Here is a 15,765-nt window from a genome sequence, read left to right as displayed (position 1 = left end):
GGGTTTCTCACCCTGCACCGCAAGGCGTGCAGAATCCGTCCCGGGTTCGCTCTAAAGAGAGAGATGCCGCAGGGCATGCGGTCATCTCTCTTTTTTGGGCTGCAGGGCGCGGTTTAATAGTGTATCATGCTATTAAAACGAGCGGTTCCGATCCGGCAGCGAGAGGGCCATAGACTAGGGAGGTTGTGCATCGTTGCTTACATTACCCGTCATTCATGCCATGGGAGACATCGCCGTGAAGCCGGGATCCGTTCTCGGGATGCGTACGATCGACGATTTCGAATTGGTGTACTTTCCGGCAGGGACGCGATCCGTTTACGAAATCGACCGGGGGCCGTTTGCGCTGGACCGTCCGGGAGTCGTGTTCACCTGCCCCGGAGAACCGCACCGGTACCGGTTTGATCCTAGCCTTCCCACAAGGCACTTATTCGTTCACTTCGAATTTGCTGCATTTCGGGAAGCCTTCTGCAGGCCGGACCACGATCGGGAAAATTTCCGTGACTGGTCGGTCATTGCCGGAGGGAGCCTGATTCCCTCCATGCTTAAGCAGATGCTGAAGATCGCGCATATCAAGCCGGCCGGCTGGCAGCGAAGGGCGTCCGTTTTGCTGATGGGCGTCCTTGAGGAATGGCAGGCGATTGAGGAAGACGAGTCGATGTCGGCCGCTTCGCTGCCCGCTCCCATCATGCGGGCCATGGATTATATGGAGCAGCAGCTTCACCGCCAGATTACCATTGAAGAAATCGCGGCCAGCTCGGGCTGGACCCATGAGCATTTCACCCGGATGTTCGTCCGCTGGATGGGCATTCCGCCTCAGAAGGCGCTGCTGGAACGCCGCCTCCGGAGAGCTGAGCAGCTTCTGATTCAAGCGGAGCGGACCATCAAGCAGATCGCTTACGACGTCGGATTCACCGATGAGCATTATTTCTCCCGCATGTTCAAGCGAACCCGTGGAATGACGGCCCTGGAGTTTCGCGACCGGTTCGCGGATCCGTTGTTCCGGCATTTGGCCGTCATCGAGGAAGATGAGGCCGCGTATCCTTTGAACCGGCATTTTGTCGTACTGGATCATGGAGATTCCCGGTAAAGCGGATATCAAATCCGTCCACCGTTTTCCGTGTCCTCTCCATTGAGAACGCTTACGAAATCCTTCACACTTAAGATAATCAATGCGTGTGGAGGGGATCAACCATGGGGCAGACGTATGTGCCGAAAGCCAAATTAAGAGAGGACCGTTATTATGTAACGGTGGAAGAGTATAAGCAGTATCACAGGGACGGATTCGTCATCGTCCGGGGGCTGCTGGATCCGAAGGAAATCGAACAGTACGCCGTGTGGGCAGAACGGCTGCGGATCGAGAATGAAGGAAAGCGCAAGCAGGCATCCGAGGAGGATACCGACCCGCTCAAAGCGGAGTTCGCCGAAAAAACGCGGGTTCATATGATCTCCCGCCTTTACCCGGAAGGGGAGCAGCTGATGCTGCATCCCCGAATCCTCGATGTACTTGAAGCGCTGACGGGTCCGGATGTGTATGCCCTGCAGTCCATGATCTTTTTTAATCCTCCGGGAAAAGGGGGTCAGGGATGGCATCAGGACGCATACTACATCAAAACTCATCCCGACACGCTGATCGGAGCCTGGATCGCGCTTGAGGACGCCGATGAAGAGAACGGCTGCCTGTGGGTGGTTCCCGGCTCCAACCATGAGCCGATTTATCCGCCGCCGGGAGATAATGGCGGAAACGTTCACGCCAAGGAGGCGTTTTCCGATCTCCATTCCGTGGAGCATGTCAGTCACCTGGATGACGAAGTCAACACGCTGTCGAAGGTGGTGTCCCATTATCCGGACCCGATTCCGGTTCCGTTGAAGCCCGGGGACGTGCTGTTCTTCCATTCACACCTGTTTCACCGCTCCTACCCGAATCGAACGACGGACCGTTACCGCCGATCGTATGTGTGCCATTACTGCAATGCCCGTTCGTTTGTTCCATGGGACCATGACGGCTACGAGGGCGACAGCGGGAATTACCGCCAAATCTTGGCGCGCGGACGGACGCATCTAGCTTATGCCGAACCGTTATTCGACACGCCGGTTGATATTACGCAGCATGATGAGATTCCCGAGTCCACCAGCGTGACGATGATGGGGATGGACGACGGCATGATGATGCCGGTCGTTCAGGAGAAAGACGAACAGGACTGAATCACGGTACCTGAACTTTTTTGGAGTCATGAATCCAGCCTTCTGTATCTTTCATAAAAAAGAGCCCGGTACCTGTGCCGCGCTCTTCTTTGTTTTGAAGGCGTTTGCCCCAAATCCGGTTATTCATCATCCAGTATGGCGATCGGACTGAAGGCTTCATAATGAATGCGCTCCTTAGGAATTTCCAGCTCTTTCAATGCTTGATTGATTGCTTTCATGAAGGAGACGGATGGGAGTAACCCCGATTCCTCCGCCGATGAGGACCAGATGGTCGTTGGTATGGTTCAGGTTTTCTAAACGATGGGGGCTGTATGAAAGGCGGTACAGGGAGGGGGCAAGATCAGAATATTTTTTTGAGAAAAAAGAGGAAAAAGCAAAATAGAGATAGAATATCTTGAATAGGAACATTTGTTTGCGTGGTGTGGTGTTTTTTTATTAACAATCCCAAATAGGCAGGTCATATGCGACGTTGGGACAGGGGAGCGAGGTGAGTTATATGACAGAAACTACCCTTAATTCTTCCTTCCCGGGGGAATTTGCCGGATTATTGGCCGAAGTGAGACCCCAGCTGCTGCAGTACTGCCGATCGCTGACCCATCGGGAATGGGAAGCCGAGGACCTGGTTCAGGATACCATGGTCAGATTGATGAACCGGTGTATACAAATGCCGGAGATGACCCTGAGCAAGCCGTATGTGTTTCGCACGGCCCGCAATCTTTGGATCGACCGCTGCAGGTCCAGCCGGAGGGTGGTCACCATGTCGGTCGAACAATTTGAATCGACTTACGGAAGTGAACCGGAACCCTTCGCGGACAACCTAATCACGCGCGATCTGCTGGAAGAGCTGATGTACCGCGGAGCCGGCCGGGCGATCCCAGGTCGGCCGCCAAGCTTCTGGAAGCGGTTGCCGCTGCTTTTATCCGCCATGATCCCCACATGATTTATGAAGCTTATCTCCGGGTATACGAGAACGGCTGCCGCATTGCGGATATCAGGACCCGCGATGGTCGATTTTATTTTACTTTTCAGGATCCGGACGGAAATGTTTTTATGGTGAGCGAAACATTTTAATCATCATCTTAGGGGGAATGTGTATGGTTGCAGGCGGCTTCATCGTTATATACACGTGAAGGCATTAATCACATAGAGAGGAGGTAGAGTTTCATGCCATCAGGCGGCGCTTCATTTGTATGCATCGACAGAGTCATTTTGCCGGTCCCTGATGCCAAAGCGGCTGCGGAATGGTACATCAACGAGTTTGAATTCAGGATCGGGCGCAGAGGCAGTAAGGAGATCGACTTGCGGATACAGGATGGGGAAACATTGCTTACGCTGACAGAACTTTCCGGAAACCAGCGTTATCAGCCGCTTATCCACCTGGACGCCTCTGGCCACGTTCCATGCTTCAACTTCTATTGTCATTGGGACGATTTGCACAGCGGCTGGCTTCGTTCCAGGAACATTTCGGTCACGTCAACGATGCAGACGGCTCACATGAACGTTTGCGAGATGACCGATCCATACGGAAACGTGACCGGGATCTGCCATGAAAAAAGCAATTCGCTCTTCTATACGCCGGCTCCCGGACCGGTTCCCCCGATGTTTCACCGGATTCTCGCCGTTTTTCTTCCCGTTATAGATTTGGAGTCATCGATCCGATGGTACGCGGATATGCTTGGTTTTGAGCTGGTAAACCATTGGGGGCAGGGGGCGGATCTCAAAATCGGCAGGGGAGAAACGATTGTCACAATGATTGTTATGGACGAAGAGCTGCACCGTCAAGCGCTGCTGAGGCTGAACGGCCAGGCTTATTACTCGCTGCAAACGCCCAGCATTCACGATGCTTACCGGCAGCTGTCCCAATTAGGCGTCCCAGCCGAGTCATGCCGGGAACAGGATGGAGTCAACAGGTTCCACATTTGTTCTCCGGAAGGTTTAATCATCCGTATATCGGAAAAGGAGCTGATTCAAATTGTCTCAACATGAAGAAATGAATCGCACTACCGCGATCCCGTTTGAGAACCGGATTGCGAGCGTGTTTGTGCATGTCACGAATCTTAAGGAATCTGCTGAGTGGTACAGCCGCCTGCTGGGTCTTCCGATCAAGGAAGAACGGTTAAACGGCGGACCGGTGTATTGGTTTGATTTTCAAGGAACGCACCTCATCCTGGATTCCAATTCGGGGAACAGGCAAAATCCGGATTGGAGGGAAGACATGATGCCGCGCATGATGTTACCTGCCAAGGATATCGACGCGGCATACCTCTTTATTCGGAAACAAGGCACGCCTCTCTCTGAACCGGAAAAACACGGGCCGATGGCATACTTTAACTTCCGCGATCCGGAGGGGAACGTACAGATGGCATGCTGGGCCGAGAACCGCGAGGAAGACCCATCATTGGCAGGATTAAGCCGAAGTCCGATTTTGCCGAGAATCGGCGGCGTATTTGTTGACGTGAAGCATATGCCTGCGGCTGCCCGGTGGTACTCGGGACTGCTTGGTGCGGAATATGATGAAGCGGCCGCCGAGCAGCGGATATATTCCGTTCCGACGGCATCCGGTGCCGCGCTTCTGCTTGACCATAACCGTCATCTGAACGGGGAGTCGTTTTCGGAGCTATTTTATTTCGAAACAGAGGATTTTGACGGGGCACTCCAATTTGTAAAGTCTAACGGCTTTGAGTTGGCCGGTGAACCGCAAATCTTTCTTGACCTCAGCGAATTTGCGCTTCTGGACCCGGATGGGAACCGGATCGTCATTGCACAAATGAACGAGGGAGGACAATGACGGCATGCCAAAACAAATCAGCAGTTCGCTAACCGTGTTATCCGTTTCGGATGTGGCCCGATCCAGAACCTATTACCGTGACGTGCTCGGCTTTGACGTGACGGACTGGTGGGCTCAGCGGGACGGATTGTCCGGGCTTGCGCTCAAGCTCCATCAATCACCGGATCCGGCCCGGATTTATCCCAATCCCCCGGAACCCGGCTCCGAACTCGGAATCGACGTCTCGGCTTACGTCGACACCTGGGCAGCGCTGGACAGTCTGTATGAGGAGTTCAGGTCCAAAGGGGCCGTCATCGCCCTGGAGCCTACGATTTATGCGGATGGCGGCCCGTGGAAGGAGTTTGTGGTCGAGGACCCGGACGGATATCACCTGGCGTTCGGAGGCGTGGATGGCAGCCGTGCCCGCTGCAGCATCGCCCCTCATATCCAATCTGTATTTTTATGGGTGAGGGACCTTAGCCGCGCGGTGGAATGTTATTCACAGCTGTTGGGGCTTGAGGTGCGGGAACAGGACCGATATGGCCATCTTCATTTGTTTCGTCTCGACAACGGTTCAGAGCTCATGCTGGATTCCAACGGTATGGAGGATGTTCCTATAGCTGAGAAGGGGCCGATTCTTTTTAAACTAAGTACATATGACATCGATCAAGCCGCGAAGGAAGCGCAGGAGATCGGTTTCGACATCGTATACGGCATCCAGCGGCTTCCGCAAGTATCCTTCTTCAATATCAGGGATGAGGACGGCAACACGATCATGATTTGCCAGGAGCATACGGGGGTGTAGTCATGAACATAGAAATCGTGGAAAGGCCGGAATTGAAGGCGGCTGTGCTGCAAATTCCGAGAGATGGACGCCTTGTGCGGGATGCCTGGGCCCAAGTGTCTGCATGGCTTAAACATCATCCTGCGGTTGCGGATCGGGAGCATGGATACGTATTTATTCCGGAGTGGCAGTGGTCAACGGAAGTGACCACGTTATGGGTCGGCATGGTGGTGGACCATTTCGAGGGACTGCCTGCAGAACTTCAGCAAATCACCATTCCGGCGAAACGCTTTGCCAAGCTCACCGTCCGTGGGAATCGGACTCATATGGAAGAAGCGTACGGCGCGTTGTCCCGCTGGTTTGAGCAAGGGCCTTATGAAAGGGATGTACGTGATGGCTCATTTGGCTATGAAATGAACCGGCTTCAACCGGTAAATCCCTTTGAGGTTCCGGCTGATGTCATCGACTACTTCGATTATGATATTTATGCGCCGATCAAGGACGAAACGAAATTATAGATATACTGATACCGATCGTATCGTGATTTCGCGGAACTGAAGGGCAGACCCTCCAAGCGTTTGCTTGGGGGATCCGCTGTGAATACCGCCCCTGTCAGCGTGGCCAGAACGGCTGCAAATCTTGCAATTCATCCTGGACGCTTGTTTGCCACCCTTCGGATTTCATTGATTCATTAATGCGGGTAGGCGGTGCCGAATTCGATGCCGCAAGGACCGCCGTCCGGATTGACATCGAGATCGACCTCACTTCCGTCCCTGCGGAACAACGGCCGATAAAATGAACTGATCTGGGTAGCGGAAGCGTTGGCATAATGGCAAATAAAAGCACGCCGGAAACGATTCTGTGATTTGTTGCGGTAAGACCCATGGATCAGATTACCGTTGAAGAACAGAACGTCTCCCCGGTCCATGATGGCAGGCACGGCTTTCCTGTCTTTGGGCGGCTTGACCAGATGAGTCGTAAACGACTCACTGGAATCTGCTTCCTCCGGACAAACCAGCGCATAATCACTCGTTTTGGGAACGATGAGCATTCCGCCGTTTTCTTCATCGGCCGGGTCGATTGCGGTCCAGGCTGCAATGCAGTTACCCGGTTCGACCTGCAAGTAGAAGTTGTCCTGATGCAGCGCTTGCCCGCGTGAGCCCGGCGGTTTGTAATAAAACATGCTTTGTGCTGCCAATGCCTCCTCGCCGTATAAATCGGCGAGCACATTCATCACGGGTTTATGCAGCATATACTTTTTTGCGGTAGCGTTGAACCGGTGGGGATGCATGACGCGAGGATATCGCTTCAGCGGATCGCCTGCTTCCTGATCGAGCACCGGCTCGAAGTGTCCGGGTACGACGGTGTTGCCGATCTCTTCGAAGGTAGCGTCAATGTCTCTCAATTCTTCCGGCTGAAAAAGCCCCTTTACGATTAAATACCCTTCCGTTTCAAACATTCGCAGCTGTTCTTCCGTCAAAACTTGCGGATTCGTCTGCATGGGGTGTCCCTCCCTGATTCGTAATGGATACTGATTGACAATAGCATACGGTAACTCTATGTTAGGGAGAAGACTGAAATCTGCTATTAAGTCACGGAATCCTGCTATCATCCGAAATGAGGGGAGGTGCGAATGTGTCAGGGTTTATTCGTCAACCAGACGTCCTTGAAGGGACTGGCGCAGCGATATTCGGTGACCATTTTGAAAAAGATGACACCTACAGGCTCCACCGGCCAGACGGGATGCGGGACTGGCTGCTGGTCTATACGCTTAGCGGCGAGGGTTACTTCCTGACCCCCAGCGGAAAGAAGGGGTGCGGAGCCGGGCAGCTTGGCCTGCTCCGGTCAGGCGTGCCGCACGAATACGGGACGGTCCGAGGATCATGGTGGAATTTTTTATGGATCCATTATACCGGACTCCCGGAAAATGCTTATCTGCCCGAAGATGACATCTTGATTGAAACGCTGTACGAAGATCGCATCAAAGACCGGATCGAGCGGGCGTTCCGCAACGTCCTTCAAGATTCGCGCGACAGATCCGTTTTGTGGAAGCCCTTGTGTGAGAACGCGATTCGCGAAGTGCTGCTTCTGCTTGCGCAGCGGACGAAGAAACGGTTTGATCCCAGAATTGAACAGACGCTGGGCATCCTCTCCAGCCGGATGAAGGAGGAGATCAGGGTTGATCTGTTGGCCCGGGAGGTCGGGCTGTCCCCTTCCCGTTTGGCTCATTTGTTTAAAGCAGAGACGGGCCGCACCATTGTGCAGCATGTCAATCAAATGCGCATCCGTCAAGCGGCTCTGCTGATGAAGCATTCCGGAAGGCTGGCGGTAGAAGCCGCTATAGAGGTTGGCTTCGGCAACTATAACCACTTTGCCGACCAATTTCGCAAATATTACGGAGTTACACCCCGTGAATACCGCAGTCCATCCCCTAATACGGAATAGAGCCCTTAAGCGGAGGAACTGTGGTTGAACCGGACTGTTAAATAGTGGTATATATGAACGAAATAGGCGACCGCAAGTTGGCTTTCTTGACCCAACAATGCGGGAGGCGGCATGATGACACATTGCGGAGCGCGACATTTGAGAGAGGGGAAATGGCTATGAGCAGTTTCGAACGATTGACCCCGCTGTTTAAAAGGTATATGGAACAAGGAGGACCGGCCGGTTGCGCCTGCTTGGTGATGCGCAGTGGTGAAACGGTCTATGATGAGAAATTCGGATATGCAAATTTGGAAACGAAGCAGCTTATCCAATCGGACACCATCTATCGCTTATATTCCATGACGAAAGTCATCACATGCGCAGCAGCTCTGCAGCTATATGAACGTGGACTGTACCTGCTTGATGATCCGCTCGAGGAATATTTGCCCGAGTTCAAGAACCCGTCGGTATTTCGTGAAGATGAAAGCGGCAACAAGGTGGCGAGCCCTGCGGCGGGTCCGATCCGCATCAGGGATCTCTTTACGATGACGTCCGGTCTCACCTATGGCGGCAGCGGATCGGAAACGGAGCGGTTAACGGGGCCGATTTATCAAAATGCGCCGGCGTCGATGGACGTGCGTGCTTTCACCCGCGCGCTGGCAGAAGTTCCGCTCGCCTTCGATCCCGGAACACGCTGGCAATACGGCCTGAGCCATGATGTGCTCGGGGCGCTGATTGAAGTGCTGTCCGGACAGACGTTCGAACATTACTTGAAGCGGGAAATATTCGACCCGCTGGGGATGAAGGACACCTCTTTCCGGATTAGTGAAGGCAAGCGGGATCGTCTTGCCGTAATGTACAATCTTGCTGAAGACGGAACGCTAACGCCCAATAACTCGCTCGAAACCCCGTATCAACGGGAATGCAGGTTCGAGAGCGGTGGGGGAGGGCTGTTGTCGACGATTGGTGACTACGCCCGATTCGCACAGGCTCTCGTTCGTGGCGGGGAACTGGACGGCTGCCGGCTGCTGAGTCCAAAGACCGTTCAATTGATGGCGAGTAATCATTTAACCCCACAACAGATGAATGATTACAATTGGGGGCATCTAAACGGATACGGTTACGGGCTTGGCGTTCGGGTGATGATCGATCCGGCGGCGGGCGGCACAGGCAGCTCGATCGGGGAATACGGCTGGGCCGGCATGGCCGGTTCCTGGGTTATGATCGACCCGCAGGAAGACTTGACTCTCGTGTATATGCAGCAGATGCTGCCGAGCCGCGAGCCTTATATTGCGAACCGGATCCGCAACGTCGTTTACAGCGCGTTGGATTAATTTGGGCCGAACAGGTCTTAACTTTTAACTTTGGGTTCACTTAGAGAAACGATTTCGGCCTTTTTTATATCTTTACCACGGCTTACGTCATCCACTTGACGTAAGCCGTTTCTATTTCCGGGAGATGGCATAGTAGGTACCCCAAATTAGTCAAAATGTACTTGCCCATTGGTCAGTTTGGCAGGGGGCGAACCGGCCCTTTGGTCGCTTGTTGGAGAGGGGATTGGCGCCCATAATGGAAACGGGTCCCAATTCTGACAAGGAGCTGATGAAATGATGATAAAGATAACGCAGTCAATAAAGAAACAGACGAATGTCCGGAGATGGCTGCTTGGGGCAGCAGTAGGCCTATGGGGTATGATGGCGGGCAGCAGTGCATTTGCGGAACCATCCGCCCTGAAACCTCCGGAATTGCTCTCTTACACGGACTTGAATGTTCATGCGGGTGATGTTTTTGAACACGGGACGAACGCGATTTCCTATGCCGGAATTGAAGGGGATCAGGTTGTCGTCCATTCGATCGGCGCCTATGGTCAAATCAAGAAGGAAATCAGCTTTCCCAAACATGAGCTTGAATATATCGCGGAGTTTCATCACACCCAGGATCAGGGGTATATCGCTGGAGGTGGATCACAGATTTTAAAGGTGGGCGAAAAAGGGCAAAAGGAGTGGGCTTATACCCTGGAGAAGGCGGACAGTTATATCGTTTCGGTGGATCAACTGAAAAACGGAAAGTATGCGGCTGCAGTGGATACACCTGGAAGCACCTCCAATAGCCATACGCTACATTGGATCGTATTTTCCGAAGCGGGAAAAGCCTTGCATGAAGGAGATCTGGTAGACGTTGCCTTCGAACGGATTCATTCCGTGCAGCACACGTCGGATGGAGGGTTTCTCATATCCGGCAGTGAGTATCGGGACGGGGAGAAGGGGCATGTGGTGCTGGCCCAATTCGCTCCATCGGGTCAAGTCAAGTGGAAGCAATCGATCGCAGTGGCAGACGATTCCCAGAACGTTGAAGTTTTGTCACTCGCCGAAGCACATGACGGCAGTATCGTGGCCGCCGGCTATTATAACCATCCGAACCCGAACGATCCGATCAGGTATTTGACTACAGGCTTTGCGCTATCGGTGGATCGCAGCGGCACGCTGCAATGGACAACTATACTTGATTCTGCGTTTGACCGCAGCATGGTGAACGATATCCAGCCTGCATCAGACGGCGGATTCATCGCGACGGGTAAAGTGAATGAGGATTGGCACGGGACGGTATCCCGACAAGGGGTTTGGGGAATCGCTTCTGACGGGGTTACGACTTGGACGAAAGTGATTAACCGTGCCAGCTACAATGCCGGTGAACTCGTTCAGCCTCTACAGAACGGGCAGACGCTGCTCATCGGCACTGCAGACGGGTCTTTTAAGCTCATGAAACTAGACGCTGCTGGTCGTCAGAACTAGCGGACACCTGAATCTTGACGATTTATACTATGAAAAATGATCAGAACAAAGAGCCCATCCAAGGCGGTGAACGCCTGATGGGCTTTTGTTTATAGTAATGCGGACTACCGCCAACTCATTGAGGACGCTCATTGCTCATCCAGCCGTCCACGGTCAGAGGCTCCGTGTAATCGTCCCGGGCTTTCAGTTTTTCCAAAAAAGCTTCCGCCTCTGCTTGGGTGGCGAAGCTGCCGATCACCATTGCAAAGCTGCCACTGCGGGTCTTTACAACGCCGCTGCCTTCTGCAGAATACTGTTCTTCCAGGATGGCCAGCGATTCGCCCTGCTTCATTTCCTGACTCCGAATAAAATAAAGCTTGTTTGAAACCGGCATTTTTTCTGCAGGGAAAAGGCTCAGCCGAATCATTCCCGGCTGCTTGAATTCGGTCACCGTATAATCCGTGCGGTCCTTTAGCTCTACGACAAAGCGAATGGCGGAGTCGTCCAAAATGATGTCCCGGTACACGTCCTTCACATATGCAAGCCTGCGAATGTCTGCCTCCAGTTGGGCGTGATTTAGGTTCCGCACCCCGTTAAAGGTGAAAATCAAACGATCGGGGCCGTTCTGCCTCTGAACCGTATAGGCCGGAGCAGCTGATGTCTGCTCGCCGTCGGCGTCAAAATGAATGTCAAGCGTGTCTGCATGGGCCTGTGTCGTTACCGATACGCCGTCCGTCCGTTCTCCTCCCCCGCCGATTTGCAGCAGCTTGACGATTTGTCCGAGCACGGGGACATCGGACATAGCCGAAGCGGCACCGGGGTAATTGGCTGTGATCAGTACGGCGGTGCAAGCCGCGGCCGCTACGATGGAGCCGCGCCTTACGTTCCGACCGCGTTTTTTTGCGTGTGCACGCCGGCGGGCGTCCTGAATGATCCCGGAAAGACCGGCCGGAATCTCGATGTTGTCAAATCGTTCTTTGCCTGTCATGGCGCATCCACCTTTCCTTGGGTCAACTGCTTCTTCAATCGGTTTAAGATCCGGTAAAATCTTGTTTTGACCGTGTTTTCAGGGAGGGACAGCACTTCGGCCATGTCACTAAAACGCCGGTCCTCAAAAAATTTTAGGATGATGTAGGCCTTGTCTTCAGGGCGGAGAAGATCGAGAGCCTCATACAGATCCCATTTTTCCTCCAAACTTAGCGAACTTTCCTTGGCCGCCAGCGGCTGCGATGTATCCTCAATGTACGTATACTTTCGTTCTCGCTTTAAATGGTCAATCGAGCAGTTGATCACGATCCGCGAGATCCAAGTCTCAAAGTACTGGGGCTGCTTCAGCTTTTTGAAGGAAAGAAACGCTTTATAAGCCGCTTCCGAGACGATCTCAAGCGCCTCATGTTCATTTTTCACATAACAAAAGGCTAAACGGTACAACTTCTCCTTGCATGCGTCGATCCGCTCGCTAATCTCCTGCTCCGTAAAATGCAAGGTGTGATTCATCATGGGGTTCACCTCTATTACAGCGGCTGGGTAAATTTGTACTTCACTGTGCCGCTCCTTCCTGGACAAATTTCATGTGTTCCTGCATAGGCTTGCGATGGTTAGACAGAAAAGGAAGCGAAAAAGTTTCAGCAGCCGTAAATTTTCCTGTGTAGGATCAAGTGACAATAAGCGGGGATCTGGCAGCTTGTCCGCGTACCTTGGATAGCGCGACTCCTCTATTCGAAAGTTTTTTCTTTTTTTCGAGTATGCTACACTTACAACAAAGGCACAGAGCGAGCGGCAAATCGCTTCTGTCCACTACAGACGCACTAGTAGCGGCGCAAATTGAATGAGAAGGGAGCTTTTGTTCGATGGAAATATCCGATTTTCTATTCCCCAAAGACAAAGTGGCGTACATCCATTCTTCTTCCACGATGCAGGAGGCTATGGACAAGCTGGAGCAAAGCCAGTATTCGGCGATCCCCGTCATCGATGAAGAGGGGAAATACGCAGGCACGCTGGCCGAAGGGGATCTATTATGGAAAATGAAGAATACCCCCGGGCTGAGCTTTCAAAATTTGGATACCGTCAAGGTCCATGAGATTAAGCGCCGGATTAAAAATGAATGCGTTTCAATCCATGCGCATCTGGAAGATATGCTGGAGTTGGCTGCCGACCAAAACTTTGTTCCCGTCGTGGATGAAAACGAGATCTTTATCGGCATCATCCGCCGCAAGGTCATTATAGAGTATTACACAAGCAACATTAGTGATTGATCATTCGGTCAGATCAAGACCGGAATAACGGGTGAATGAATCTTATGAACAAGTTCACAACCATCCTGAGCAAGTATTACGGACTGGAGCAGGTGGAGGTTCTCCGGCAGAAGGGCGGATGGGCCGCGCTGGCCTATAAGGTGACGGAACCGGAAAGCCGCCGCTCCTACTTTCTGAAGGTATATGAAAAAGACAGATCGTCCACGCTCAAATGGACCGCACAGATTGATCAATATGTACCCATCACGAGCTGGCTTGAGCGGTCTACAGGGCTGCATGGGAAAATACCTGTTCCGATGATGACGACCCATGGCCATTACCGTTGTGAAGATGATTATGGCATCTATCTCCTCTATGACTATATTGATGGTGAGACCATTGGGGACAAACCGCTGACACAGGAACAAATTTGCCAGCTCGCGGCAATCGTGGCCGAACTGCATAGCTGCGGTAAAGAGATGCCTGTTCAGTCTGAAAATATCGTGGAAAATTTCGAGCTGCCGTTTGCATTAAGCTTGAACAATATCCTGATGACTAAGGGTGCCGGTCTTCCAGGCGATCTATATGATCTGCTGTGGCCATACCTTGAAGCGTTAAACCGGATGATCTTCAATGCCGATGAAATATCTGCCGTGCTAAAACAGAGCAACCTTCCGCTTGCGCTGTGCCATACGGATATCCATCCATGGAATTTAATGCAGCCTCAAAGCCGCCGTCAACTGATGCTAATTGACTGGGAGGGCCTAAAGCTAGCTCCTGTGGAAGCTGACCTGATGTTTGTGGTTGACCAATCCTACTTTAATGAATTTATGCAGATTTACCGGCAATTTCATCCCGATTTCACGCTGAATGGCAGGACACTGCTGTTCTACCAAATCAGACGGAAGCTGGAGGATGTATGGGAGTTTATTGAACAGCTGTTATTTGACCGTCAATCACCGTCAGAACGAACATCGACCCTTCACAGTTTAGAGAAGGAATTGCTGGAAATAAAATGATCCAACGATGACTGAAATTTTCATCTCGGATGTTGATATATTCATGCACGAGCTGAAAAGAGGGGGAAGCCAACCGGCTTCCTCCTCTTTTCATAAAGATTAATTGCGCTGCAGCAGCACGTACCCGCTGATATCGGAAGTCATTTTGCGGAATACGATTTTAAATCCTACATCATGATCCTGTAGACAAGCCAATGCAGTGCTGAGCAGCGCATTGGGTCTTAAGTCTTGCCTGCAGGGAGCAGCGCTGCCAATGACACGAGCAGCGACGATTCTGCGTGCAGAACCGGGAATCAGCGGGTTTCTGGACCAGCTGATCAGTACAAGGTCCGGCTGCCGGACAGCCTTCACACGACGGGGCATAGCGTCTCACCTCTTTTCTAGTAGTTCGCTATATTCAATGCATTGGAGATAGAAAACGTGCTAGACTGGAACCTCACAAGACACGGTGGATGTCTATCGCTTGCTTATAAAGGATAAAAGCTGCAATAGATTGGCATGGCTTTATGTTGTCAGGGGTAGGCTCATCAGTTCCATACAGCCATTGTTGGGGGGATGCCAACGATCCGGCTATTTTGAATGCTTTGGGTACATCCTAAAATGGAGGCCGATGGAATAACGCATTCGACAATTTTCTGGTATAATCAACTCAGTTTCAGAAAATAAGCATTCACACAGAATAAAGGGGAAATTCACATGCCGAAGATTATGAAGACGTTAACTATTGCCGGCAGCGACTCCAGCGGGGGCGCAGGCATTCAGGCGGATTTGAAAACTTTCGAAGAGTACGGCACTTACGGTTTCAGCGCGCTGACCACGATCGTGACGATGGACCCGGACAACGGCTGGCACCATAACGTATATCCGGTGGATTCGGCTTTGGTTGCGGAGCAGCTGAAGACGGTCTTTGCCGGTGGACCGGTGGACGCCATGAAGACAGGCATGCTTGGCAGCGTGGACATCGTCCGCGTAGCGGAGCAGGCGATCAAAAGCAATCAGCAGAAAAACGTGGTCATTGACCCGGTTATGGTCTGCAAAGGCGAAGACGAAGTGCTGAATCCCGAAAGCGCAGAGGCGATTCGCGACCTGCTTCTTCCACTGGCCACGGTGGTTACGCCCAATCTGTTTGAAGCTGGTGTGCTGTCCGGCATGGGCAAGCTGACCAGCATCGAGGAAATGAAGGAGGCGGCCCGCAAAATTCACGGCCTCGGCGCCCAAAACGTCGTTGTCAAAGGCGGCAAGGCACTCGGTGGGGACCGTGCGATCGACGTATTCTTCGACGGCAAGGACTTCACCGTCCTGGAGACGGACAAGATCGAACCGGCCTATAACCATGGTGCCGGCTGTACTTTCGCCGCGGCGATTACGGGCGGACTGGCGAATGGACTATCTGTCGCAGAGGCGGTGGCCAAAGCCAAAGATTTTGTGTCGGCGGCCATTCGCAGCGGATACCAGTTCAACGAATACGTGGGGCCGGTCTTCCACGGCGGGTATCGTTTGAACCGGTAATTTCGATGCCAATGGGCAGCAGGCTGCTGTGGAGCAATGAAGAAAAAGGATGCAC

General features: G+C 52.5%; 19 protein-coding genes. 14 read left to right on the top strand and 5 right to left on the bottom strand.

Annotated elements, in window-relative coordinates:
* Positions 1–193 precede the first annotated feature (193 nt).
* Together GCU45_RS04265 and GCU45_RS04260 are read left to right on the top strand one after the other, a co-directional pair.
* The gene (locus tag GCU45_RS04265; protein WP_244364429.1) at positions 194–1,087 is read left to right on the top strand and encodes a helix-turn-helix transcriptional regulator; all 894 of its coding nucleotides are present in this window, start codon (positions 194–196) and stop codon (positions 1,085–1,087) included.
* A gap of 104 nt (positions 1,088–1,191) precedes the next feature.
* Positions 1,192–2,202, top strand: coding sequence for a phytanoyl-CoA dioxygenase family protein (locus tag GCU45_RS04260; protein WP_152398190.1), 1,011 nt, complete (start codon positions 1,192–1,194; stop codon positions 2,200–2,202).
* Between the two features lies 1 nt (position 2,203).
* Here GCU45_RS04260 and GCU45_RS33690 read toward each other — a convergent pair whose 3' ends face one another.
* Positions 2,204–2,362, bottom strand: coding sequence for a hypothetical protein (locus tag GCU45_RS33690; protein ID WP_167527083.1), 159 nt, complete (start codon positions 2,360–2,362; stop codon positions 2,204–2,206).
* A gap of 336 nt (positions 2,363–2,698) precedes the next feature.
* Here GCU45_RS33690 and GCU45_RS04255 point away from each other — a divergent pair, with 336 nt between their 5' ends.
* The 6 genes from GCU45_RS04255 to GCU45_RS04230 all read left to right on the top strand — a co-directional run bounded on the left by GCU45_RS04255 (position 2,699) and on the right by GCU45_RS04230 (position 6,271).
* The gene (locus GCU45_RS04255; RefSeq protein ID WP_152398189.1) at positions 2,699–3,142 is read left to right on the top strand and encodes an RNA polymerase sigma factor; all 444 of its coding nucleotides are present in this window, start codon (positions 2,699–2,701) and stop codon (positions 3,140–3,142) included.
* Positions 3,097–3,273 carry a VOC family protein gene (locus GCU45_RS34540; protein ID WP_425281288.1) on the top strand — a complete coding sequence of 59 codons (177 nt, stop codon included), beginning with the start codon at positions 3,097–3,099 and terminating at the stop codon, positions 3,271–3,273. Before GCU45_RS04255 ends, GCU45_RS34540 begins: the two co-directional genes overlap by 46 nt.
* A 93-nt stretch (positions 3,274–3,366) precedes the next feature.
* On the top strand, positions 3,367–4,188 hold the full coding sequence (locus GCU45_RS04245) for a VOC family protein (protein WP_152398187.1): 822 nt from the start codon (positions 3,367–3,369) through the stop codon (positions 4,186–4,188).
* Positions 4,175–4,990: a VOC family protein gene (locus tag GCU45_RS04240; protein WP_152398186.1), complete on the top strand. Its 816-nt coding sequence runs from the start codon at positions 4,175–4,177 to the stop codon at positions 4,988–4,990. The genes GCU45_RS04245 and GCU45_RS04240 overlap by 14 nt, the downstream gene beginning before the upstream one ends.
* Before the next feature lie 4 nt (positions 4,991–4,994).
* Complete coding sequence (locus tag GCU45_RS04235) at positions 4,995–5,774, top strand: VOC family protein (RefSeq protein ID WP_152398185.1); 780 nt, start codon at positions 4,995–4,997, stop codon at positions 5,772–5,774.
* Positions 5,775–5,776: 2 nt separating this feature from the next.
* Entirely contained in the window at positions 5,777–6,271 is a 495-nt protein-coding gene (locus GCU45_RS04230; RefSeq protein ID WP_152398184.1) for a GyrI-like domain-containing protein, read from the top strand.
* 173 nt (positions 6,272–6,444) lie between these two features.
* Here GCU45_RS04230 and GCU45_RS04225 read toward each other — a convergent pair whose 3' ends face one another.
* Positions 6,445–7,254 (bottom strand): phytanoyl-CoA dioxygenase family protein, encoded by an 810-nt coding sequence (locus GCU45_RS04225; RefSeq protein ID WP_152398183.1) that lies wholly within the window; start codon positions 7,252–7,254, stop codon positions 6,445–6,447.
* A gap of 134 nt (positions 7,255–7,388) precedes the next feature.
* On the opposite strand from GCU45_RS04225, the gene GCU45_RS04220 reads away from it, so the two are divergent.
* From GCU45_RS04220 to GCU45_RS04210, 3 genes are all read left to right on the top strand, one after another.
* Positions 7,389–8,198 carry a helix-turn-helix domain-containing protein gene (locus GCU45_RS04220; protein WP_244364427.1) on the top strand — a complete coding sequence of 270 codons (810 nt, stop codon included), beginning with the start codon at positions 7,389–7,391 and terminating at the stop codon, positions 8,196–8,198.
* Between the two features lie 158 nt (positions 8,199–8,356).
* A complete protein-coding gene (locus GCU45_RS04215) occupies positions 8,357–9,511 on the top strand; it encodes a serine hydrolase domain-containing protein (RefSeq protein ID WP_152398181.1) in 1,155 nt (384 codons plus the stop codon).
* A gap of 273 nt (positions 9,512–9,784) precedes the next feature.
* Complete coding sequence (locus GCU45_RS04210) at positions 9,785–10,969, top strand: hypothetical protein (protein WP_152398180.1); 1,185 nt, start codon at positions 9,785–9,787, stop codon at positions 10,967–10,969.
* A gap of 115 nt (positions 10,970–11,084) precedes the next feature.
* Here GCU45_RS04210 and GCU45_RS04205 read toward each other — a convergent pair whose 3' ends face one another.
* Positions 11,085–11,936 (bottom strand): hypothetical protein, encoded by an 852-nt coding sequence (locus GCU45_RS04205; protein WP_152398179.1) that lies wholly within the window; start codon positions 11,934–11,936, stop codon positions 11,085–11,087.
* Positions 11,933–12,448, bottom strand: a complete 516-nt coding sequence (locus GCU45_RS04200; RefSeq protein ID WP_341874538.1) for a sigma-70 family RNA polymerase sigma factor — start codon at positions 12,446–12,448, stop codon at positions 11,933–11,935. The genes GCU45_RS04205 and GCU45_RS04200 overlap by 4 nt, the downstream gene beginning before the upstream one ends.
* A gap of 350 nt (positions 12,449–12,798) precedes the next feature.
* Here GCU45_RS04200 and GCU45_RS04195 point away from each other — a divergent pair, with 350 nt between their 5' ends.
* Both GCU45_RS04195 and GCU45_RS04190 read left to right on the top strand, forming a co-directional pair.
* Positions 12,799–13,203 carry a CBS domain-containing protein gene (locus GCU45_RS04195; RefSeq protein WP_076171166.1) on the top strand — a complete coding sequence of 135 codons (405 nt, stop codon included), beginning with the start codon at positions 12,799–12,801 and terminating at the stop codon, positions 13,201–13,203.
* A gap of 44 nt (positions 13,204–13,247) precedes the next feature.
* Positions 13,248–14,201 (top strand): aminoglycoside phosphotransferase family protein, encoded by a 954-nt coding sequence (locus GCU45_RS04190; RefSeq protein WP_152398178.1) that lies wholly within the window; start codon positions 13,248–13,250, stop codon positions 14,199–14,201.
* A 99-nt stretch (positions 14,202–14,300) separates the two neighbouring features.
* On the opposite strand, the gene GCU45_RS04185 is transcribed toward GCU45_RS04190, so the two are convergent.
* Positions 14,301–14,564, bottom strand: a complete 264-nt coding sequence (locus GCU45_RS04185; RefSeq protein WP_152398177.1) for a hypothetical protein — start codon at positions 14,562–14,564, stop codon at positions 14,301–14,303.
* A gap of 333 nt (positions 14,565–14,897) precedes the next feature.
* Here GCU45_RS04185 and pdxK point away from each other — a divergent pair, with 333 nt between their 5' ends.
* Positions 14,898–15,710, top strand: a complete 813-nt coding sequence (pdxK, locus tag GCU45_RS04180; RefSeq protein ID WP_152398176.1) for a pyridoxine/pyridoxal/pyridoxamine kinase — start codon at positions 14,898–14,900, stop codon at positions 15,708–15,710.
* The last annotated feature ends 55 nt before the right edge of the window (positions 15,711–15,765 follow it).

The sequence above is a fragment of the Paenibacillus cellulositrophicus genome (assembly GCF_009363095.1).
GTDB classification, from domain to species: Bacteria; Bacillota; Bacilli; order Paenibacillales; family Paenibacillaceae; genus Paenibacillus_AQ; species Paenibacillus_AQ favisporus.
Note: the sequence above shows the minus strand (reverse complement) of the source record. Positions and strands in the feature narration are given on the sequence as shown.